Raw genomic sequence first — 22,581 nt, 5'->3', positions numbered from 1 at the left:
GGTTGAGTCATGATCGTCTCCTTGTCTGTTAGTTTTGTCAAAACCATCAAAACAAAGAGCGGGATCTGGCTCAACCTTTTTCTTCATCTGCCGTTACCTATTTTACACCAACCTTTGAGACGCTACCAACAGAAGTGGAGAGGGACTATATTAATGACGAATACAAGGTGAAAGCATGGTTGCTATAAAGGGCTGGAAACTGATCCGGCAGGATGATCAGGGAGTTAACTATTATCTCTGTCAGAATGGACAGGTCGAATATGAACCCACCCAGAAGTATCGCCTGGAGAAGAAGAACGCCTTCGATCCTACCTATCTCCATCGCCGGGATGCTTACAGGGAAGACTCCTTTGATCTTGAGGGTGTGCTCACTGCTGAGGAGTACTATGGCCTGATGGCGTTCCTCTTAGGTGCAGGCAGGCTATACCTTGAATACACAGCACATGGCAGTATTAACAGCCAGTTCCCGGTTTCAGTAACCCAGTTGCCCAAGTGTCCGGATGATCTGCACGAGTATCCCACCAAGGTCAAGTTCAGCTTGGAATCAAGATACATCGGCACCCCTGGTTACATCGACTTCGGCATCATCATTATCACCGACTTTGACGAGACAGTAATAGGTCAAATCTAAGAAACCACTACAGGAGCATACATGTACAAGTTCGCCATCGGCTACTACACTATGGAAGGCACAACCAGAAAGCCTCAATCAGGATTGGATATCCGCTTGCTCAGACCAGGTCAATCCTGGGCAGAGGGCAAGAAACTCATCGAGACTGTACCAGACTCTGGTTACTATGAGATCGGCATCCAAAACGAAGCGGATTGCGGCTTCTATGAGATCTGGGATAACCTGGGCAATCCCCTCGGTCAGTTCAGTGGCAAGACCTGTTCCATCGGGAAGATGGATGCCAGGGGAATCCAGAACAACTCTATCTTTGCCAATCACATCCTGGATGGAGCGGTAACCGGAAGCAAGATCGCCAATGCAGCTATCGGCACCGAACACCTGCAGGATGGCCTTCTCTCACTTACCAAGCTGCAATACGAGATTCAGGATCAGGATAAGGGAATAGGAGACAACAGCCAAGCAAGCCCGGCAAAGTTAGCTGAGGATAAGATCATCACCCACATCCTGGATAAAGAGTATCAGGAGCTTCCGCACATCATCCTGACCAACCAGTGCGATGCCTTCCTCTACATAGCTGATATCATGATTGAAGGGAATCTGGTAACCGTGCTAATCGGGATCAGCCAGGTCTATACTGCCACTGATCCATTCTATAAACTGCTTGCCCTCGCCAAATGATGCCCAAGAAAGAAACCCGGCAGAACCGGGTTAATGAGTAGCTTAGCTACTGGTTATCTCTTCTTTTCGAGCCGGCAGATCAGCTCCGCCATCAAGTTGATCATCTCCTTGTAGTCTCCACATTCCCAGGCATCGTCGGCTCTGGTCTTGATCTCATCCTCGCTCATCTTCTCCGACTGCAGCCACGGGCCTCGGAACTGATTCCACCAGCTCTTGTAGTGGAACTCGTTAGCGTATGGATCGTCATCATCTGGATCGCTACCTGATCTTGATTTATCCATCTCGATTACCCTCATTGTTGTGCCTAAGTGCAGGACATCATCTTTCTTAGCGATCTCCTCGATTGGCTGTTCAGTCCCATCGTCATGCATCAGAATAAGTTGGCTGCCTGATTGAACCATCTCCTCCAGCATTGCCTGCTCCTTGCGATTCTTGTTTTGCTTGGTCATCTTGATCTCCTTCTCGGTTACCCGACTGTTGATTTATGGGTGCTACATTGCACCCCTCGCACAGGTGGTCAAATCCTTTCCGCGCAATATGATAAGAAAGATCAATGCCTTGGTTATTGATCAGATAGTAGGAACCTTGATTTCAATCAGCAGCCATTCAATGTCTTACAAAATGCCTCTGAAAAAATCGTGATATTTACTACTTCCGGAGCCCTGTTTGACCAATTCGGAATCGAAAATATCTAATCTGTTCCGCTGATTTGGTTTAGAAAACTCGTTTGAAAAAGTCGTGGAATTTCATTTGAAAAAATTGTGATATCGTTTTGAAATAATCGTGATATCGCAAGGCTCCGATATCGCCGAATTGAAAGAATGGTGATACGATTTGAAAAAATAAGTGAGAACGCATAGCAGGTGGCCTGAAAGCTGCGCGGCAAATAATACTTGACAGTATAAGCCCAGGGGAATAGTATAAGTTGAAACGTGCATACCTTTAATGGAGGATAAATGAAGAGCACTGGCTTTGTTTTGCTGATCCTGGCCCTGGCCGCTTTGGCCTTTGCCGATCCCGGCCTGCGCGCCCATCCCGCCCCCGCGGCGCCCTACGTGGAGCGTCACAGCGCGCTGGATAAATATCCTTTCAAAAACGGCGGCGACCAGCTTGATTGGGAAGATTTCGGCCTCAAAGGCCGCGTGCGCAAGATGTACATCCAAACCAGCGACTTTATCTGGGAAGCCGGCTCCCTGCGCGACCATGTGATAGTGCGCTTCGACAGCCTCGGCCGCGTGGCCACCACCATCAGTTATCCCCACAGCCCCCTGCCCCAGGGATTCCGCTATTTTTACCGCCCGGACGGGCAGCTGGAGCGGGTGCAGCGCTACGCCTACCAGGATGGCTTCGATACCCAAACAGCCGATCTGGACAGCATTTTCCCAGCTCAGGGCAACGCCGCGGAATACTTTTACGATGATCTGGGGCACCTCAGCCGGATCGTCTTTTACGACGACGCGGGCGCCGTCTTCAAAGAACACCTCTACACCTACACCGCCGACGGCTACAGCACCGCCGTCAATTTCGCCGTGCCCAGCCGCCGCAACCGCGATCTGATCGATTTTCACGACCGCCAGGGCACCCTGGTGGCCAGCCAGAAGAAAGACCTCAGCGGAAAATTCATCACCACCGCCAAATACAGCTACGACGCGAAGAAGAACACCGTTTCCATCCTTCAGGACTATCTGAACAACGCCCACACCCAGAAAACGACGAATGTCATGGACGCCGGCGGCCGCTTGAAGGAAAGCACCGTCAACGACTTTCAGGGCAACCTAATGCGAAAATACACATACAGTTACGACTCCGAAGGCCGCCTCAGCAAAGTGCTCTACACCTCACCCAACGACAAGATCACCACCGTTCACAGCTACAAGACTGACGCCCAGGGCAACCTCACCCAATACAGCGCCACCCAGGACAAGGGGGACCAGAACATCAGCCTGAGCATCCGCTACGAGTATTATTAGCTAGCGATTTCTCCCGTACTCAATACTTGCAGAGCGGATGCGCATTGATTTCCGCAACAGCTGTTAACCTTACTTGAGGGAAGGTCTCCACGCCCTCATCCTTCGCTTTCTCCCTGATAAAATGTTTGGCTCATATTCAAATGGAGTGGGTGGTACTGACCTGATCCCAGAGTGATTACACCGCGGAGTACTGAAGCAATATATACTGGCCGTTAAGGCCCTGTCCCGTATTCCGGACGCGCCTCCCGCCTGATGCCCGCATTTGATGCGAGGATTAGGCGGGAGGCGTGGGAGGGGGATGGTCGCGAGCGCTCAGGATCTGGCGAACAGGATATTGTGGTGGCCAGCATTTACGGCTCTCTTTCAAATCAAGTGGGTACAGGCGCCCAGCCAGAAAGCAGCCTGGAAGGCGACAGAACGATAGCGAGGGTGTGGATTGAGCGTGGCGAACGGAACCCCTCGAAAGGATGATAGCAACGCATTTAAATACCCCCAAGCCCCAGCCCAGGCTCACTATTCTGTGAACCTGGTCTGGGGCTTGGGGGGGATGAATGATCCAGCTTATCGCCAATCGAGGGGCTTACGCGCCCTCGCTATGATCTGCCGCCCTCCGGGCTGGAAACCACCGAATTACCCACCCGGTTTGAAAGAGAGACAAATGTTTCTGTGGTAATACCCTTGAAACAAAACGGGGCGGCCGGATCTCCGAACGCCCCGTGGCCTGAATGAAGGCCCCGCCAAAACTCAGGAGCGGTATCTGGGGCTGTGGTAGTTCACGTCATGTTGCCTGCGCAGCCTTGGATAGGCGGCCAGATGGACCAACAGCCTGTCCCAGACCAGCGCGGCGCCGGTGAGGTCCTGTTTTTCGAAGCGCAGGTCGTCGCCCAGGCCCACGCTCTTGTAGCCTTCCAGCGTGATATCCGCCAAAAGCCTGGCCAGCTCGTCCCCGGCTGTTTCCACGCGGCGGGGTTCGCCCCGGGGCCGGTCAACCACCTCGATGGCGTAGCTGCGGGTGATCTTCTCCCCCACATTTTGCCAGATCGAGGGATGCGAAACCAATTCCAAGCCGGCAAAGCGGCCGTCGATCTCCGCCAGGATCCCGCACTGTTTGCCGGCTAGATCGGGAAAGCGGAAGATCGCTTCAAACGCGGCCAGGTTGTCCTTTCGGGATTCATAGACATCCGCCATCGCCGAGGTCCTGGACCGCTCGCCCATCCTCATCTGCAGTTGCTCGATGTTGTCCCAGACCGCGCTTTGGTCCGCCTGGAACACTTCGCTGCATTTGAGGTTCTGGCTCACGGCGTCCATCTTGCCGGGTTTCATGCTGGCGGCGACCACGTGGCCGGATTCCTCGAAATCGGGCCGGTGATAGCTCCAGCGTCCCGCTTCCGTGCAGCTTACCGGGATCACCAGTTCGCTGGCGGCCGGCACCAGCACGCTGGCGTTGAGCACCCTGTTTTGCTTGGCCCCGCGCAATTCCTCGCCGTCCAGCAGCAACACCGGCAGCTTGCCCCGGTTGGTCACTTTCAGGTTCGGCACGCTGCCGCCCTGGCTCACTTCGGTGATCTGCAGCACGCCATCGGCAAAAGCCTGGCGCAGTGAGATATAGCCGGCCTCCAAATTTCCTTCGCGGAACAGTGGGATGATGGTGAGGCCCTGCGCCGCGATGCCCGGAGCGCAGCGGAAATCCTCCAGATTCTTGAGTAGTGCCTGTTTCATTTATCTTACCTCCTAAAGTATGATCTTTTGAAACCGGGAAGCCCCTGGCCTCCCATACTTTTATATGCGCCGGGGCTGGGGCTGGCTGACAAATAATTTCGATTGACAGAATATTCCTCGCCGCGATGCTTGCGTGAGGTCGGGCGAAACCTGCCCACCCAGTCTGCGAGGTGATAAGGAACGATGCATCCGGACCAAGAGCGCTACCAGAGATGGCTGAACCAAAATTCCGGCCTCAGCCTGGATTTCACGATCCTGCTCAACGGGATCTGGGAATTGCTGTGCTCCGAAACCACCGGCCCGGAAACCGAAGTGGGCATCTGGCACCTGATCTGCTTCATCCAGAAAGTGCGCCCAGCCCAGAACAATCTCATCCGCGACCTCTGCCAGCGCCACCGCCAGGACTTCTGGGAAACCCTCACCAGCCGCGCCGCCGGCATCTACGCCCGCCTCAAACCCCAGCTGAACATCCTCAACGGGCGGATACAGCAGGGCTCTGAAGCCTTTTACGGCTATTTCTACCGGGTGCTGGAAAACAACCTCATCCTTTGCAACAAAGAGGCGATCGACGAACTCTGGCAAAAAGAGGGGACTTTGCTGCCGGACCTCGTGTCCGCGGATGACGGCCTGGGCGACGTTCCGGACTACCGGGGCCTCCGGTCGAACCCGAGCCCTCCGCAAACCCTCACCGAGATCTTGGCCGACCTTGAGGCCCGCGACCGCGCCCGCGAGCTTTATGAACGTCTGCGGGAGGACTGGCATCCCCGGCATCTGAACGCCCTCTGCCATTATTACGAGGTCCTCAGCGGCCTCCCCACCCAGCGCCTCACCCGCGAAACCAACGCCAACATCGACCAGATCCACTCCCGCCTCCGGCATAGACTGCTCGCCTACATCGCCGACAAAGGCTTTTCCAAAGAATCCGCCCGGCTTTTTTGCGCGCTCTGGCTGCCACAATTGTGTCAGGAAACCCCGGCCCTGGAAACATATAGAGTCATGAGGTCAGTATAGCATGATTAAAACTCTGGACGACAGCTACGGCAAAATCCTCTGGGAGATGTACCTGGAGTCGGTCCGCCCGGAACGGGTTGAACCGTTCCCGCTGCCCGCAAGCCCGCCCCTGCCTTTGGAAACAGCCTCCGCCGATCCGCTCCAGTTTTCGCCCGAACGTCTCTTCGGCAGCATCCGCCTGCTCGACGACGGCGATTTCCTCATTCTCTTCACAATCATTGCCCAGCTCGACGCGGACCGCTTCACCGCCCTCAAGGTGAGCAACTTCACCCAGTTCGGCATCTGGTGCGACCTCGGCTTCCTGGGCACCAACGGCGGATACATCGCCGAACTCGACAACTCTTTCACCCTCTCCCTGCAGCAGGTCATGGACAGCGTGGTGCTGGACGAGACCGACGCCTACACCTTCCTCCAGATCGAAGGCGCCAGCTCCGCCGAGGGCAACCTCTTCAGCGGAAAACCCCTCTACTGGGAAAACATCGGCCACTGGCGCGCCCAGTTCCGGATCAAGGAACACGAGATAACCTGCGCTTACAGGACCCCCTCCGTGCGCTCACCTGGGGCGTCGCTCTGGATCCCCCAGCTGGAGCTGCACTCCGGGGTCAGGGAGATGAGATCGTATCTACAGGCGCCAGATGTCCTGCCCGAACTGGACCTGCGTCTGGAGCAGGACGCGCTGGTCTCCTACAGCAGGCGCCCTTCCCGCGATGACGTTGACGATGCGCAATACCGGGGCGGCCGGGGTCACCAGGATAGATCCTGTTACAGCATGGAAAAACCACCTGGCAGAGAACCCGACTGGTACCAACTGGCCGAAGGCCCCGAAGGCTGGGAACTGCGGCTGGCCAAAGGTGTCCGGGGCCGCTTCGCCCACGTTTACAACGGTGAATACCTGATCTATAAAGGCATTCTGCCCCCCAGCCTGGAACTCTCCCGCTACGCCAGGCTCTCCCGCTGGGACATCGAAAAAGCCCTGGACCTGCGGCTTGATGACTCACCACCTGACAAGCGAACCCTTTGATTGGAGGAATCATGGCTAAAAAAACCATCCTGCTGCTGCTGGCGCTCTGCCTGCTCGGCGGACTTTCCGCCCTCGTTTACGGCCGGGACGAACTGGACGAAACCAGCATCGACCGCTTCCCCGAAAGCTTCGTGTCCTATATGCTGGACATCTGGAACTGCACCTGGGGCGACACCTTCGACGACATCGAAGTGCCGGAGGACCTGGTGCAGAACTTCACCGAGGCCTCCCTCCGCGAATTCTACGCCGCCTGCTACAACCAGGTCTGGAATGAACTGGACCCCCAAAACGAAACCGACTACTGGTCCTGGGAAACCCTCGACAGCGATTACGGCGCGCCCCAGATCGTAGTGGATCTGCTTAACGTGGGCAGCTTCCCCGTGCAAAACATCTCACTCCGGGTGGGGGAACTGGCCGTGCCCCTCAAACTCTATCCGGAAGAATACGGCACTTTGGAAACCGGGCGCACCGGGCGCTTTTCCGGAACCATCCCCCGCTCCCTCTTCGACAGCATCGGCACCCAACAGCTGGAGGCAAGCATCGTGGGGATCTATTACGGCTTCTGAGCCGTTTTTCTCACCAGCGTGAAGCCGCCAGAATAGCCGGTTCTCTGCGGAGGGCCGGGAAGATCAAGTTGAAATGGGCTCGTCCCGCCCTTTCCCCCATCCGACTCACCTCCCTTTCGCCTCCCCCTGACTTCCCAATGGCTGAACGGGAACTTAAGGGGAGGCGAAAGGGAGGTGAGTCGGATGGGGGAAAGGGACGAACCAGCTGATCCTGCCCATAACTAATTGTATTACAAGAGGTTAACAAGCTCGAACGCCTTTGGCTGGGTCACTCCGGCAGGTGGTCCCAGATCCCCTCGTAGCTGTCCCACTTTCCGTTTTTAAGGGTGAGGGTGATGGTGCGGACCCGGTTGCGCTGGTCCTCAGCCACCCACTGGGCCCAGAGATCACTAACCACATAGTTTTCCATGGGTTGCGGAGCCGGCTCGTAACCCACCCAGAGAAACTTCTGGCCCAGGGAGCGCAGTTTTTCGGCCAGGCGGACGCTGTTTTCCTGGTCGTGGTTGCCGATCAGGAAGATGCCGCAGCCGGTGGTATCCGCCTCGGTCAGGAGGTCCGTGATCAGGTAATAGACGCCGTTGTTCCAGCCGCGGGGATAGTCTTTCAGGAAGATCTCCACCGTGAGGCTGTCGGCTTGGGAGAGGTCCAGATGCCTGGTCTGGAAAGCGGTCTGGCTGTCCGAGATACGGTAACTGGCGGATAGGTAAAATTCACCCTTGGGCGCCCGGAAACTGTGGACCCCGTTGCCTTTGTCCTCTCCGGAATAACCCTCCAGCCAGGCATAGTCACCCTCGCGGAGATCGGAAAGGATGAGCACGGCCCTTTCGTTCGATCCCAAGGGCGCGCCGGATTCGTCGGAAACGAGCACCTTCAGGTTCATAAAAGCCTCCTGCTCATCGGGATCCGTCTCCGGGGCACAGGCTTCCAGATCGTAGTAGCCGCTTTCACCGTTGTCGTAAACAACGTTGATGAGGTTGGCACGGTAGGTATAAGCGGCGGGAATTCCGTTGGCGCGGGCCAGATTGACGGCCATCTGCTTGTACTGAGCGTTATTGAGGTACTTTCGGCCCAGGGTGACGTGGAGCGGGGTCAATCCGCTCAATGCCTTGTCGGGGTTTAGCTTGTAGTTCCGCTTCAGCCAGCGCGCGGCCCGGTTAAGCCGTTCCAGCTTGGTGTAGCCTTTCTGCAAAAAGGAGCGGGGATAGAAGCTGGGGATCCCGTCCTGGAAATCAACCGGCTGGGGCAATTCTTCATAGCGGACATTGGGAAAGACCAGCGCGGCGAGGTCACTGGTGCCGAAATCCTCCAGTTCAAAGTAGAGGTAGGCGTGATAGACAGCCTCGATCTGGTCGGCGCTGGCCTGCCAGAGGAACTTGGGGTCCATGATGCCCCATTCCTCCGCCAGACAATCCTGGATAAACCATTCGTAGGGTTGGGGATAGCGGCGCAAAAATTCCACCGCTTCAGCATAATTGCCCCGGGCGGCCCGGACGAAATCGGCTGATAGCGAATCGGCCCGGGTGGCGGCGATCCTGGCCCAGCTTTGATCCACGGCGTTCCAGCGTTCCTTTTCCCGCTTCACGCCTTCGTTCCAGTCATCCGGAGCCTGTTTCCACTCGAAAGTGTTGGAGGGATAGATCAGCCGGTCGTCGCGGTCGGCCAGCGGCCCGGCTTTCAGGGTCAGGTCGCAGCTGACCAGGGTGCTGTCACCGGAGGGGACCAGTTCCAGGGCCCTTTTCCCGTCTTGCTCGGTGGCCAGGTAAAAGGCGCCGCGGCCCACGGAGAGGGTAAATTTGCCTTCGGCATCCGTCTTGAGCCAGATCAGCGGACGTAGGGCGCCCCAGTTCACCACCATCACGCCGACGGCGGTATTCGGAAGCGCATTGCCTTGTTCATCAAGGGTTTGGATGGTGAGTGAGCGGGTCCTGTCCCCAGCGTAGTTGCGGATGGAATTGATCACGCAATCGTATTGGCCGCGGACCAGGACTTCATCGCCATCCGCGGGCAGGGAGCCGTCGGCGAGGATCAACACGGTCTTGTCGATGAGGCCGCTGAACCAGGTCTGGTCGGGCCAATAGGCGGCATCCATGTCGCCGGTGTAGTGCCAGGCGCCGTCCAGCCAGACTTCAGCCCAGGCGTGGTTGTTGTCCTGATGCGGCCACCAGGGCGTGGAAGCAGGCCGCGCGGGCAATCCCACCGTTCTGGCGGCGGCCACGAACAGGATCTGCATCTCCTCGCAGCGCCCCAGCAGGCTTTTTTGGGTGATGTCCAAAGGGCTTTGGTCGCGTCCGGAAGTGGGCTGGAATTTGAGGCGGCCCACGCACCACTGGCTTACTTTTCTGTACAGGTCAAGCTCATCGGCGCTGCTGTTCATTATATCTCGCAGTCCGTCCTTCAGCAAAGCTTCGCGGTAGGCCTCGATGCGTTCGTCGGAAACTGTCTGTTTGGCCACGTAGGAGAGGTAAAACTCCGGGTCCAGGTTGGTCCCGCGGGTGTTGAGGAGGCTGCGGATGTGCAGATAGTTCGAGAGGAGATCGTTCGGGCGGGCGATCTGGAGATTGGCATCGCTTTCGTAGGCAAGCAGATAGGCCATCAGAATGTCATCCTGGTCCGCCAGCAGGCGCCGGTATTCCTTCCGGTGGATCCGGTCCAGCTTGCCCAGGTTATCCAAGGCTTTGGAGTGCAGAGTCTTATAAAGTTCGTAATTTCCCTTTTGGGTAAAGGCCGGGGGCAGGGCGGCGAGGCCGGCAAAGGCGCAGGCCAGCAAAACTAAGAGCAGGGCGAAACGCTTGGCGTTCAACATTATGAACCTCTCGAATGAAGGGATGGGGGCGCTATGGAGATCAATCCACCAGTTTAAGCATTTTTCCGCTGAGGGAATCTTTGCCGGCGCTGAAGCGCCAGAAGTAGAGACCGGAAGCAACCGCTTCACCCCGGTCGTCGCGGCCGTCCCAGAGCAGTTCACGGGTTCCGGCGGGCAGGGACAAGTAACTGAGGGTGTGTATCTTCTGGCCCCGAAGGTTGTAGATCTCCAGGCTGGCCGCGGAAGTTTTTGGCAGTTCGACCCGGAGCGCCATCCCGGCGGCGAAGGGATTGGGAAAGACCCGCGCGGACAGCGTCGGAGCCGGCGTCTGGGGATCATTCGCGTCCGTGGGCAGGTAATCGATCACGCCCAGGCGGTCCAGGATGGTACCCAGCAGGAAGCGGAAACTGCTGGAGTAAGGTTGAGTAGCGTTCACATCGGCCAGGGCAAAGGATGAGGCCACCGTGGAGAAGGTGTCCGTGGCGTTCAGGATGGCGACGGTATGGTTGGGATGCTGCAGGTTTTGGGTGGTAAAAAAGATCTCAGCTTCAGTATTGGTGGGCATCAGCGCTTCGGTGTAGGGATCGGCCAGGTCGTCATAGCCCCAGGTGTAGGCGTGGCCGGCCTGGGTGGTGGCGAGGTCTTCGATGTAGGCAAAGTAGTCCAGGGGCGCGTGAGTGGCGAATTTCCCCCAGAACGGGTCCTGGGGGTCCCAGCCGACATCGCCTTCCAGATAGAGTTTGCCGCCTCCGTCCAGATAGGAATTCAGCAGGGCGTAATCCAGCGAATCGGGGCTCAGGATGTAGGCCGTGTCGCCCCAGCCGAAGAGGCAGAAGACCGCCTCGAACTGGTGGATGTAGTCGTAATCCGGGATGAGCTTGTTCGTGTAAACCACGTTGAAGTGGGCAAGGTCGAGGGCTTCCACGATGGTCAGGCCGTCCTGGTGGAAGGGCTCATAGACCAGGATCTCGCCGTTGGTGTAGTTTGACTGGCCGATGTGGCCGAGAGCCGGATCGCCGTAGAGCAGATAAGTATAGACGTTTTGCAGCTCCGGGTAGATGATCCCGCCGGCATCGACAGGGTCGCCGAAGAGGTAATACTGGCTGTGGGTGAGGTTGGCAAAGGCCTGGGCCGCGCCGACGGTCATCCCGTTGTTGGCGATGTTTTCCAGCCAGTGGTAGTTGTAGGAGCTGATCCCGCCCCAGCCGGGATTGGCCCAGCCGATCTTGTACCAGCCTGTGCGGGTGGCGCCGGAAACGGCCACAGCCTTTTTCTGGAGGGCGTACTCGGCCAGGCACTGCTGGTTGCTGTCGATCATGCCGTTGTAGCAGGAGGCGGCAAAAATGATCATCCCGTCAGGATTGGCAAGGTTGTCGAAACTCTGGCGGTCCACCATGCCCATCCAGTTCATTTCCCAGGAGTCGGGCAGGCCGTTGCTGTTGTCGTCGTTCATCCAGACCTTGCGGGAGGAAGAACCGGAGGAACCGTGGGCGCTCCAGCTGAGCAGGCCGTAGCTGTTGGTGTTGAGCTCGGTTTTCAGCAGGTCGTAATCCAAAGCGAGGTCGGAGGGATAGGAAGGCAGGAAGCCTGTCTGCTCGTACATCGTGGTGCATTCGTAGTCGCTGAGGATGGTCTGGCGGGCGATCTCCATGAAGGCGGCGCCGTCGGTTTGCAGATAGATGGTTTCGGGTTCGCCGCCGTAATTCAGCCACGCGGCGGGGAGCAGGGCCTTTTTCTTCCAGGGGGCGTTGCTCTGTTCGAAAGCCACGGTGCGGGTGGCGATCTGGGAAACGAGAGCCGCGCTGTTCGTGGAAATGCGGCCCACAAAGACTTCCGGGGTGTAGTCGCAGAGAAAATCCTGGATCCCGTCGCCGGAGGAGTATTCGCCCAGGCGGCCGTCGCTGTCGGCATCCACGATGCTGCTCAGGTCGCTGTAGAAAAAATCCGAGGCCACGGTCTCATAGCCGTCCGGCTCGGGGGTGAGAAACATCACCGGCACGGTGTCGTGGTCGCCCACCAGAAGCAGGTAGGTGAAGGGATTGCCGTTGTACTGGGCGATGAGGTAGTTGCGCAGTTTCTCGCCCTGGGAGGCGCCGGGGCTGGAGGTGAGGATGGTGTTGATGTCGGCGAAGGCGGTGATCAGGCCCTGGCCCTGGCGGTAGGTTTCCAGCGGGGCGAGGGCGGTGTAAAGCTCCGGCGTGGAAACGATCAGATAGTCATAATTCTTGGCAGGGGAGGGGCGGTAATACTTGGCCAGGTCCTGGGGATTGGCGAAGAAATCGCTGGGGTCAAATCCTTTGTTGGCAAGGCTTTGCCAAACCGAAGGCAGCGCCTTGACAGAGGTTTCCGCGGGCTGGTCCCAGCTCAGGCCAAGCTGAAGCTGCCGCCAAGCCTGCCACTCCGTTCCGGTGTGGATGGCCGGGATCACGGAAAAGCTGGCGTAGGCCACTTCGCCCCAGTGGCCAAGGCCCCGGAAAACAACGCGCGCAGTTCCGGGCTGGGCGGCGGGGGCGGCCAGGACGCGCTCTCCGTCGGTGAAGGGCGGATTTAGCGAGGGTGGCGGGGCGGTGGTGGTGGCCAAACCGGAAAACTGGTGGCTGAAAGTGAGATTGGCGGCCTGCGGAGGCAGGACAACATTGACCGTCTTCACCGGCAGGCGCGGAAAGCCGGGGGCGCTGAGGACGCCCCAGCCGGTGGGGAGTTCCGCGGCGGCGGGATCGAAAGCGCCCAGATCGAGCGAAACAGAGAGCTCCGCGGCCGCAAGCAGCAGCGGCAGGCAGAGCAGCGTGGCGAGGGTGAAAAATTTAGGCACCGGGATCCTCCTGGGGTTTTTTGTCCTTGCGGTGTTGAGGCTTGTTCGGTTTCACGGCCTTGGTGATGGCGCGGCGGAAGCGCTTCTTTTTGTCCTTGTTCATCTTTTCCGTGGCGTACTGGATCACCAGGCGGGGCGCGGTTTCCTTGTTCGCGAAGATGAAATCCTCCACCTCGCGGGGATGGACCTTCCAGAGCTCGCGCAGGAACCAGCCCACGCCCTGTTGAACGGGCCGGGTGCCATCCTGCATCAGGGGCTGGATGAACTGAAGCAGCTGTTCCACGGGACGGTGGCCGCGCAGGAAAAGCAGGGTGACGGCGGCCACGCGGCGGGTCCATTTGCTGGCGGAAACGCGCCAGGGCTCGAAATCGGCGAGATCGACCACCTTCAGTTCCAGCAGCACGGGGGTGAGTTTGGTGGCGATCACATCGGAATGGGCCCAGTTCTCCACCACTTCATCCAGAGAGCGTTTAAGCTGGTCGAAGACGCCGCGGTCCAGGCGGGGGCGGTGTTTTTTCAGCAGCATCAGGGCCAGGGAGCCGAATTCGTATTTGCCGGTGGCGAAGAGGTGGTAGGCGAGTTCCGCCAGCTCGGACACGCTGGGGTCAAAGCGTTCCAGCAGTTGGTCGCGGAGCTCGCGGAGCTGTTCCTCGTCAATTCCAAAAGCGTCGTAGCCCTCCGCGAAATAGCGGGCGTTCTTATTCACCAGGGCGGGGTTTTCATGGGCGAAGAAATAGGCTTCGCAAAAGCTGAAGATCTCCTGCTGCCGGGGATCGAGCTCGGTCCTTGCCGTTAAAAGTGTCATGGCTTACCTCTATAGATCTGGGTCCGCCGGGCTGAAGGCGCGCCGGCGGCACTGGGCGAATGCTTTATTCAGGCTCGTTCAAACCGGCCGGGCGGGAGCGTTCGTAGCCCCTGCCTTTGCCAGTGACAAGCACGTGCCAGCGGTTGAACATCTGGCGGAAACGCCAGAGCATCGTTTTGGTCGGATTCAGCTGGGTGAGCATCTTGCCAAGGAAGGTCTCCCAGTTCGTGGTCTCGTGGCTGCGAAAGAATCCGGTGGCCTCCATGACGTCAAGCATGTAGGCCTTCATTTTGTCAAGTTCATTTCCGCTCACGGCCTTGATCCGGGTGCTTTCACCACCCCCGCGGCTGAGTTCCCAGAGGGCGATGGTGACGGCCTGGGCAAGGTTTAGGGAGGGGAAAGCCGGGTTCGCCGGAATGTGGCAGCGGAGAGGACAGAGGGCGGCTTCGGCATCGGTGAGGCCAAAAGTTTCGCGGCCGAAGACCAGGCCGATCTCCAATTGGGGGATTTTGCCGCAGTAAGCGGCCATTTGAGGCGGATCGAGGTCCGCCGGCTTGAGCTTGCCCAGGCGGCGGGAAAAGGCGATCACGCGGTCCAGACCGGTGATGGCCTCCGCCAGGCTGGGAAAGACCAAGGCCTCTTCCAGCAGGTGTTCGGAATGCATGGCCAGATAAAAATCGTTCTTGCTGGGCACGCTGCCCACGATCCGCAGCCCCGCGAAACCAAAATTGTGCATGATCCTGGCCACGGCGCCCACATTTCCCTCATAGACCGGCTCCACCAAGATGACGTGGATCATAGGTCCTTGAGCAGCTTGCCCAGTTTGTGCCCCAGTTGCGCCACGGCGGGGTCGGAATCGGATTTCCAGCCCTGCGCCACGCGCTGGGAGATGCTCACGAATTCCTGGGCCTTGTCGCGCATGTTCTTTTGGGAAAAGATGCTGGTGAGTTTCTTGAGGGTGGCCCAGATGGTGCGGGCGCGCTTGTCGTCGCCCTCGAGGAGCCAGCGGCGGATGCTGGCATAGGTTTGCAGCGGGCGCTGGCGGCCCACCTGGACCAGGATGTGGCTGATCTTTTTCTGCACTTCCTCGTCCTCGTCATCCAGCAGGCGGCCAATGAAGGTGAGCACGTACTGGGGACTGCGCGAAGCGATGTTTTCCATGCCGTGGAGCGACATCTCGCGCTTTTTGGGGTTTGCGGAAGCGGACCAGCGCGGCATGTATTCCTGCATCACCTCGGGGGCCTTTTTCCACATCTCGAAACAGATGGTCTCGCTTTCCCAGGGCACGGTTTCGCAGGTTTTGTCCAGGGTCTGGGCGATGATGGCGGGCTCGGACTGGTGGCGGAAGTAAAAATAGAAGAGGGCGGTGGCGCGAATGCCGTAGAGATTGTGCTCCAGCATGTCGCCGCAGATGCGCTCCAGCTTGCCCTTGCCTTCATACACGGCCAGGCGCTTGCCCAGCTCTTCGCGCACGAAATAGTTTTGGGTGTTGGCCAGTTCAAAGATCTGCCGTTCCGCGATGCCGTTGTTGCCCTTGTCCAGATTCTTGAAAATCTTTTCCACATGAGCGTCCATGAGTTTATAGTCGTCCAGGTTCAGACGTCCCATTGCTTTGATCATAATGATATGCTCCAAAATCCCGGTGGGGGATGGTATGTTCTCTGAGGTGTAAAAAGTGTTACAATATGCCTGCATTCCGTTGTGAGGAACTTGGGAATTTGCCGGATGGGTTTGGGTTTATGGATTCAAGTTTTGGCGGCGTTCCTTTCTGTCAAGCTATTTGTCCGCGGGAGGGTCGAAAATGTCGCGGACGCGGACGCCGCGGCTGGTGACGAAATGCAGCTTGGCCACCTCGGCAAGGCGGTTCCAGCCATATTTGTCGGCAAAGGCCTGGGCGGGCGGAAGCACGTTTTTGCCGCTGCCGAGGGGAAAACTCATCTTGTAATGGCGGTCCATGGCTTGGCGGCTCTGTAAAAACTGGTAGCGGGCGATCACGGAAGCGGCGGCCACGGCGGGATCGGACTCGGCCTTGGGCCGTTCCTCCACGGGAATGCCGATCTCTTTCGTTTTGAGAAATTTGCTCACCTTCTTGTGCAGGCTGAACTGGTCCACCAACACGCCCCGCACCAGCGGGACCCGGCCCAGCAATTCCATGATCGCGGCGCCGTGCTGCCAGGCGAGGAGGTCGTTAAGGTTTTCCCCCCGGCTCTGCCTGTCGGCCATGATCTCGTTGTAGCGCAGGGGCTTGATCACGACGCAGGCGATGCGGTCGCTGAAGCGTTCGTAGAGGCTGTGGGCGATGCCCTTCACCTGGAGGTCCGTGAGCTTCTTGGAATCCAGCACGCCCAGGGAGCGGATCTCGTCAACCTTCTCGGCATCCAGGGCGAAGGCCGCCACCACCAGCGCCCCGAAATAATCGCCCTTGCCGCATTCGTCCGAGCCGATCCAGCGCTCCCAGGTGTGGAAATCGCCCACCGACGCCGGCGCGCCCCGGTTCAGAAGTTTTTCCAGATCGGCCTGCAAACTGTTGGGCTTGCCCGCCAGTACCTGGCTGATCCCTTTTTTGAGGGACCAATAGATGTTCAGGGTGGCGGCCTGGCCGTCGCGCTCCAGCCGCAACTGCAGCCCGTAAGCGAGTTCCCTCCGGCTGGCCACGCTGATCCCGTGCCGGGCAAGCTCCGGCAGCAACTGCGCGAGAGCGGATTCCAAGTGTTTGTCCATGTGACGTCCGTGTTATAGTTTATGGCCAGCTTTCCCGGCGGGGCCTATCTGTCAAACGGAAAAAATAATTTGTGCTTGACAGAAATCGGCTTATCTTAGTTTTAGCACTCAGTCGTTGAGACTGCTAAATTGAATTTAAAGATTACACCATATGGAGGTATGAAATCAATGGCAAAACAAATGCTGTATTCACACGAAGCCCGCACTTCCCTGAAGAAGGGCGTTGACCAGCTTGCCGACGCCGTGAAGGTGACCCTTGGTCCGCGTGGCAGAAACGTAGTATTGGACAAGAAATACGGTTCCCCCACGATCACCAACGACGGCGTGACCATCGCCAAGGAGATCGAGCTCGAGGGTGAATTTGAGAACATGGGCGCCCAGCTCTGCAAAGAAGTGGCGGAAAAGACCCACGACGTGGCCGGCGACGGCACCACCACCGCCACCATCCTGGCCCAGGCCATCATCGAGGAAGGCCTCAAGCACGTGACCGCCGGAGTGAATCCGATGTATCTGAAACGCGGTCTGGAAAAGGCCACCAAGGTTGTGGTGGACAAGATCCACGAGTATTCCAAAGAGATCAAAAGCAACGCTGAGATCGCCCAGATCGCTTCCATCTCGGCCAACAACGACACCGAGATCGGCAAATTGATCGCCGAGGCCATGGAATCCGTGGGCAAGGAAGGCATCATCAACATCGAAGAGGCCAAATCCATCGACACCGGCCTGGAGAAAGTGGAAGGCATGCAGTTCGACCGCGGCTACCTTTCCCCCTATTTCGTAACCAACGCGGACAAGATGATCTCCGAACTCGAGGATCCCTTCATCCTCATCCACGACAAAAAGATAAGCGTGCTCAAAGACCTGCTGCCCATCCTGCAGGAAGTTTCCCAGCAGGGACGTCCCATGCTGATCATCGCCGAAGACATCGAGGGCGAGGCCCTGGCCACCCTCGTGGTAAACAAACTCCGCGGCGTGCTTAACGTTGTGGCCGTGAAGGCCCCCGGTTTCGGCGACCGCCGCAAAGCCATGCTGGAAGACATCGCCGTGCTCACCGGCGCCACCGTGATCTCCGAGGAAATGGGACGCCGCCTCGACAGCGCCACCATGACCGATCTTGGCCGTGCCAAGAAGATCATCGTGGAAAAAGAGAACACCACCATCCGCGAAGGCGCTGGCAGCGAAGAGGCTGTGGCCGCCCGCGTGAAGCAGATCAAAGCCCAGATCGAGGAAACCACCTCCGATTACGACAAGGAAAAGCTCCAGGAACGCCTGGCCAAGCTTTCCAGCGGCGTGGCCGTGATCCGCATCGGTGCCGCCACCGAGACCGAGATGAAGGAAAAGAAAGCCCGCGTGGATGACGCTTTGCACGCCACCCGCGCCGCGGTTGAGGAAGGCATCGTGCCCGGCGGCGGGGTCACCCTGATCCAGGCCGCCAAAGCCCTCAAAAACATGAAAGACCTCTCCCACGAAGAGAAAATGGCCGTCGAGATCCTGATGAAAGCCCTGGAACGCCCCGCTTACCAGATCGCCGCGAACGCCGGCGAAGAAGGCGCTGTGATCGTGGAAAAACTGAAAGGTTACAACGAGATCAACATGGGCTACAACGCCGCCAACGGCAAATTCGAAGACCTGCTCAAAGCCGGCATCATCGATCCCGCCAAGGTTGTGCGCTCAGCCGTGCAAAACGCCGCCTCCATCGCGGCCCTGCTGCTGACCACCGAGTGCATCATCACCGACATCAAGGAACCCGAACCACCCGCTCCGATGCCCAATCCCGGCATGGGCGGAATGTACTAAACATCTCCAATACCATCCATGTAAGGCCTCTCCCAAACCCGGGGGAGGCTTTTTCTTTGCTCCTGCGGTTGGAAAACATGTGAACGCGGATGCCAGGATAGGAAGGTTGATGATTCTACCGTAAGCTTCAGCTAGTTGGGGTGGTTCTTTCCGAGGCACAAAGAACAGGTCACGGAAAAGCGCGGAAAAAGGGAAAATTGGTTCAGAAAAAGAAGAAGTAGCTCGGATGGCAGGATCATCACGGATAGCAGTAAGATGCAGACATGGTGTCATTCCGGGAAGCGTGCCCCAGCACGCAGGGACCCGGAATCCAGACCGTTTGGGTAATGCCAAACTGGGTGGTTGTTATGAAAAAGCTATTGCTCTCTTTCAAACCGGGTGGATACAGCCAGTGAGGGCGGCAGAACTATAGCGAGGGCGTGTAGAACCGGCTTAAGACGGTTCGGAACCCCTCGTTAAACGGATAGATTAACCGATTTAGCAGGCCTCCACCCCTCCCCGGAAGCGTTCCACGTTTCCGGGGAGGGGTGGAGGCAACTTCCATTATGATCTCCTGTATCGTTACGAGGGGCTTGCCTCGCTGCGCTCGGTCGCACCCTCGCTATGGTCTGTCCCCCTCCGGGCTGCTCTGGTCTGCCCTCTAAAGGCCCTGCCCTTCAGCCCTCGCGCGCCCCCCGCATGATGGCCGCATCCGGTGCGGGGATCAGGCGGGCGGCGTCAAATAGGCGCAGCTGAGGGCCTTCGGAGCCCACCCAGATCAAATCCCTAGCAAGCTATGGAGAAGAGTGTGCAGGTGGACAGAACCCTGCGGCAAGAGGTGGTGAAAAACGCCCGGAGGGGCGCAACAACTTAGCCCAGGGTGGAGCGCAGCGGAACCCTGGGAGGGGAGGCAAAAGATGCGTGCAAGCCCCAAAGGGGCGACACAAATACTTGTCATATAATATTTGGCTCATGTTCAAATAGAGTGGGTGTGTATGAATGGCACATCGGTACCGTAATCCCAGCGTGGGCTGGGATCCAGAAAAGCCCCGTGGCGCAGGATTCCGATCCTGCGACAAGCCAAAACGCAGCATTGGCATGCTGCGCTACGAACCCGACAAAAGACCTGGATTCCAGCCTGCGCTGGAATGACGGATAGGATACTAGAGTTTACCCACCATAAATGAACTTGGGCCTAATATATTAGCTTATCGTGTCGCCCCTTCGTGGCTTCGTAACTTCTGATATCCAAAGAAACCGGGATTGCCACCTGATGTGTTTCGCCCGTTGGGCTCCGCCCTGAATCTCCGATTTGTTAGACTGCTTGTTCACCCCGTGAGTTTGATCAATAAAATGCCTCCAGGGTTACTTCAACGCTTGCTGATCTTTTTCTGGGCCGTTCCCTGCCCCGCGGCGCGCAGCCTGAGTAGATAGATCCCGGCAGGCAACGGCTTGCCTTCGCCGTCCCGGCCGTCCCAGGCCAAGCCGTGTTTGCCGGGCCCGTAAATTGCACTGGATAAATCGCATAGCTTCTGTCCCCGGAGGTTGTAAACGGCCAGTTCGGCCCGGGCGGGGGTTTTGAGTTCGAAGCTGATCTCCACGCTGCCGGCAAAGGGATTGGGGTGGCAGGTTAGCTCTGGCTGGAGCCCGGGAACCAGCTCATCCTCCACGGAGGTATTGGCAAAGACCCGCTCCCATTTGTCTCTGTCGTTCCAGACGCCGTCAAACCAGCGTTGGTGGAGTCTTTCGATATCATTGCCGTGGCTGTCCCGGGAGTAGAGATCGCGGGTTACCGAAACCCATTCCCCGTCATATTCCTGGTAGTGATTCTCGCTGAGCAGCCCGTTGGCGCCGTAGCTGAACAGGTAGCGGTACCAGTTTTGCCAACCGGTTGTGGAGTAGTAACTTTGGCAGCAGTCCTCGGTTCGCAGCCCGGCGGCATCGTAGTAGTAAAGGTGTCGGGCGAGGTTCTGCCAGATGTAGTTGCCGTCCGGCTCCTGAAACAGAGTCTGGGTCAGCAGCCCGTCCTGATCATAGCTGTAAAGGGTGCGGTGTTCAAAGACCCATTCCCAGTCGCCTGTGATGTCGCGCTCAAACAGCTCGGTCAGTTGCCCGGAGGCGTTGTAGCTGTAGGTTTTCAAATTGGTTTCGATGGTCACGCCCTGGCCGTCGACATAGTAAGTATTGTCGGTGGCCAGGAGGCCGGCCGGGGTGTAGGTGTAAACGTGACGGTACCACTCCACCCAGTCGTTGTTGTAAAACTCGTAAACGGCCATCAGGGTCTTGCGGCCGGCGGCATCGTACTCATAGCATACTTTTTGGGATTTCTGCCATTCGTAGCCGTCAAAGTTCCGCCAGATCGTTTCCGCCAACCAACCCTCCGGATTGTAGAAATAGTCTTTCACGTTGACCAGCAGCCAGGCACCGTCGTTCCAAGTCTTCACAGTGTACTGGAGCGGCCGGTTGAATTGGTCGTAGCTGTACTCTTCCAGGTCCTCGGGATCCCAAAAGCCTGGATAGGAATAGTGGGTGCTCTGGGTGAGCAGCCAAGTCCGGTCTTCTTCCTTCTGTTCGGTGGGAAAAGGATCAAGCTCCGGTCCGGGAAGATGTTGCGCCATTATCTGTATGGCAGTGGCAGATGCCGCCAGAGGTATCAAAGCGGCAATCAAGAGCAAGATCACAACCGCGTTCTTCATGCTAACCTCCTGTCGGGTCAATCAATAGCCAACAAAAATCCACAGTTACAGCAAAGATATTTTCATCGAATCCCAACTCGCTTCACTCCTCGATCAGCACGTCCCCGTAAGCGTAGTGGCCGTCGTGGAACCAGATGAAAACGCGGTAGAGGCCGGGCTCGAGGTTGTGCACATCCAGGTAATGATTGTGGTTTCCCGCGCCCAGCAGATCCGTTTTACGCACCGCGTGCTGGCTGTCGAGCAGCAGCACGGTCGCGCCACCTTCGAATTTCACATCCAGGGGCAAGTAAAAGTAGTTCCGGCAGGGATTCGGATAGGCCGGAGCGATCCTGTTGTCAGCCGGGGGTGTGAGAACTGACCATGGACCGTAAAGGCAAGAGTCTGCTCCGTCAAAGACCCGCTCCAGCCAGTAATAGTAGGTGTGGCCGGGGGACACGTTCACGTCGGTATAGCTGTAATCGTGCATCTCGCCGGTGTTGGTGGCGGGGATCAATTCCGGATTGATAACCTCGGCTGTGGCAATGTCATTGTTCGTCTCAGAGCGGTGGAGCCGGAACCCCAGCTCGTTTGGTTCCGTCTCAAATGTCCATCTCAGCAGAACATGGCCCAGCTCATCCAGACTGGCGGTGTAGGAATACCAGGGAGGGATAAATGGCGAACCATGGAAGACATAGCTGTAGGTATTGGTTTCCGGGGCGAAGCTGACCTCCGGACCGCAAAAGAACTCATGATAGGGCAACGACACAAAAAAACTGTCCTCCAAAGCCGGATCGTAGGCACCCTGATAGCTGAAGGTGTGCGGCGTGATGAAACCGGTGTCATTGCCGTTAAAAAGGATGGCAGCGCCAAGATCAACTGAGGTGTAAGAAAACGCCTGGACCAGGATGTGGTATTCATCCCTGGCCCCGCCTGCCTTAACGGCCATTTTGGGCAGAGCGCCCCGGATTGCAGGCTCATAGGCAAAGATCTGCCAGTCGCTGGCGTCGCCATCTTCGCCGTAAACCACCGTACCCAGGGAATTTCCGTTGGCATCGGTGTGCTCGTAATTGGCAAAATGGCCCACATAGACAGGAAAATCCTGGCCGGCAATTTCGATCCAGCCGGAGGGCGGATCCTCCGGACAGATGAGGTCACAGCCCGCGAGCAGCAAGAGCAGGGCCAGGATCAGCGGATAAGCGAATTTCTTCATCTCAACTCCCAAAACAACAGCTATTTCCCGCCGGAATTCCTGTCAAGGAAAAAAACGCTGGCATTCCCCCATTTTTTTATACCAGCCTGATTTTCATTTGCCATGGTTCGATCAGATCGGCTCTATATGGTGACTTGTTGTAGTGGGTGACGCGTTGCAGGCAGATTCTGATCACTTGGCAGA

Annotated in this window: 17 protein-coding genes; 7 read left to right on the top strand and 10 right to left on the bottom strand. The window is 57.7% G+C overall.

Annotated features, from left to right (window positions below; all coding sequences use genetic code 11):
• Nucleotides 1-175 precede the first annotated feature (175 nt).
• The gene (locus LHW45_09320; GenBank protein ID MCB5285772.1) at nucleotides 176-631 is read left to right on the top strand and encodes a hypothetical protein; all 456 of its coding nucleotides are present in this window, start codon (nucleotides 176-178) and stop codon (nucleotides 629-631) included.
• Between the two features lie 21 nt (nucleotides 632-652).
• Nucleotides 653-1,309, top strand: coding sequence for a hypothetical protein (locus LHW45_09315; GenBank protein MCB5285771.1), 657 nt, complete (start codon nucleotides 653-655; stop codon nucleotides 1,307-1,309).
• 53 nt (nucleotides 1,310-1,362) lie between these two features.
• Here LHW45_09315 and LHW45_09310 read toward each other — a convergent pair whose 3' ends face one another.
• On the bottom strand, nucleotides 1,363-1,758 hold the full coding sequence (locus LHW45_09310; GenBank protein ID MCB5285770.1) for a hypothetical protein: 396 nt from the start codon (nucleotides 1,756-1,758) through the stop codon (nucleotides 1,363-1,365).
• Between the two features lie 507 nt (nucleotides 1,759-2,265).
• Between LHW45_09310 and LHW45_09305 the strand changes: the two genes are divergently transcribed.
• On the top strand, nucleotides 2,266-3,279 hold the full coding sequence (locus LHW45_09305; GenBank protein ID MCB5285769.1) for a hypothetical protein: 1,014 nt from the start codon (nucleotides 2,266-2,268) through the stop codon (nucleotides 3,277-3,279).
• 744 nt (nucleotides 3,280-4,023) lie between these two features.
• Here the strand turns inward: LHW45_09305 and LHW45_09300 are convergent.
• Nucleotides 4,024-4,998, bottom strand: a complete 975-nt coding sequence (locus tag LHW45_09300) for a hypothetical protein (GenBank protein ID MCB5285768.1) — start codon at nucleotides 4,996-4,998, stop codon at nucleotides 4,024-4,026.
• 183 nt (nucleotides 4,999-5,181) lie between these two features.
• Here LHW45_09300 and LHW45_09295 point away from each other — a divergent pair, with 183 nt between their 5' ends.
• The 3 genes from LHW45_09295 to LHW45_09285 are packed head-to-tail and all read left to right on the top strand — an operon-like array spanning nucleotide 5,182 to nucleotide 7,596.
• Complete coding sequence (locus LHW45_09295; protein ID MCB5285767.1) at nucleotides 5,182-6,009, top strand: hypothetical protein; 828 nt, start codon at nucleotides 5,182-5,184, stop codon at nucleotides 6,007-6,009.
• A gap of 1 nt (nucleotide 6,010) precedes the next feature.
• Nucleotides 6,011-7,030, top strand: a complete 1,020-nt coding sequence (locus LHW45_09290) for a hypothetical protein (protein MCB5285766.1) — start codon at nucleotides 6,011-6,013, stop codon at nucleotides 7,028-7,030.
• Between the two features lie 11 nt (nucleotides 7,031-7,041).
• On the top strand, nucleotides 7,042-7,596 hold the full coding sequence (locus LHW45_09285; GenBank protein ID MCB5285765.1) for a hypothetical protein: 555 nt from the start codon (nucleotides 7,042-7,044) through the stop codon (nucleotides 7,594-7,596).
• A gap of 268 nt (nucleotides 7,597-7,864) precedes the next feature.
• Here the strand turns inward: LHW45_09285 and LHW45_09280 are convergent, their stop codons facing one another.
• The 6 genes from LHW45_09280 to LHW45_09255 form a co-directional block, all read right to left on the bottom strand.
• A complete protein-coding gene (locus LHW45_09280) occupies nucleotides 7,865-10,399 on the bottom strand; it encodes a transglutaminase-like domain-containing protein (GenBank protein MCB5285764.1) in 2,535 nt (844 codons plus the stop codon).
• 40 nt (nucleotides 10,400-10,439) lie between these two features.
• The gene (locus LHW45_09275; GenBank protein ID MCB5285763.1) at nucleotides 10,440-13,211 is read right to left on the bottom strand and encodes a C25 family cysteine peptidase; all 2,772 of its coding nucleotides are present in this window, start codon (nucleotides 13,209-13,211) and stop codon (nucleotides 10,440-10,442) included.
• Entirely contained in the window at nucleotides 13,204-14,016 is an 813-nt protein-coding gene (locus tag LHW45_09270; protein ID MCB5285762.1) for a DNA alkylation repair protein, read from the bottom strand. Before LHW45_09270 ends, LHW45_09275 begins: the two co-directional genes overlap by 8 nt.
• Nucleotides 14,017-14,080: 64 nt before the next feature.
• On the bottom strand, nucleotides 14,081-14,815 hold the full coding sequence (locus LHW45_09265) for an RNA methyltransferase (GenBank protein MCB5285761.1): 735 nt from the start codon (nucleotides 14,813-14,815) through the stop codon (nucleotides 14,081-14,083).
• The gene (locus tag LHW45_09260) at nucleotides 14,812-15,636 is read right to left on the bottom strand and encodes a hypothetical protein (protein MCB5285760.1); all 825 of its coding nucleotides are present in this window, start codon (nucleotides 15,634-15,636) and stop codon (nucleotides 14,812-14,814) included. The genes LHW45_09265 and LHW45_09260 overlap by 4 nt, the downstream gene beginning before the upstream one ends.
• A gap of 156 nt (nucleotides 15,637-15,792) precedes the next feature.
• Nucleotides 15,793-16,737 carry a ribonuclease HIII gene (locus LHW45_09255; GenBank protein MCB5285759.1) on the bottom strand — a complete coding sequence of 315 codons (945 nt, stop codon included), beginning with the start codon at nucleotides 16,735-16,737 and terminating at the stop codon, nucleotides 15,793-15,795.
• Between the two features lie 168 nt (nucleotides 16,738-16,905).
• Between LHW45_09255 and groL the strand changes: the two genes are divergently transcribed.
• The gene (gene groL / locus LHW45_09250; GenBank protein ID MCB5285758.1) at nucleotides 16,906-18,534 is read left to right on the top strand and encodes a chaperonin GroEL; all 1,629 of its coding nucleotides are present in this window, start codon (nucleotides 16,906-16,908) and stop codon (nucleotides 18,532-18,534) included.
• 1,349 nt (nucleotides 18,535-19,883) lie between these two features.
• On the opposite strand, the gene LHW45_09245 is transcribed toward groL, so the two are convergent.
• Both LHW45_09245 and LHW45_09240 read right to left on the bottom strand, forming a co-directional pair.
• Complete coding sequence (locus tag LHW45_09245) at nucleotides 19,884-21,209, bottom strand: T9SS type A sorting domain-containing protein (protein MCB5285757.1); 1,326 nt, start codon at nucleotides 21,207-21,209, stop codon at nucleotides 19,884-19,886.
• An 82-nt stretch (nucleotides 21,210-21,291) separates the two neighbouring features.
• Nucleotides 21,292-22,398: a hypothetical protein gene (locus tag LHW45_09240; protein ID MCB5285756.1), complete on the bottom strand. Its 1,107-nt coding sequence runs from the start codon at nucleotides 22,396-22,398 to the stop codon at nucleotides 21,292-21,294.
• Nucleotides 22,399-22,581 lie beyond the last annotated feature (183 nt).

The organism is Candidatus Cloacimonadota bacterium (assembly GCA_020532085.1).
Taxonomy (GTDB): domain Bacteria; phylum Cloacimonadota; class Cloacimonadia; order Cloacimonadales; family Cloacimonadaceae; genus Syntrophosphaera.
This window is presented reverse-complemented; position numbering and strand designations above follow the sequence as displayed.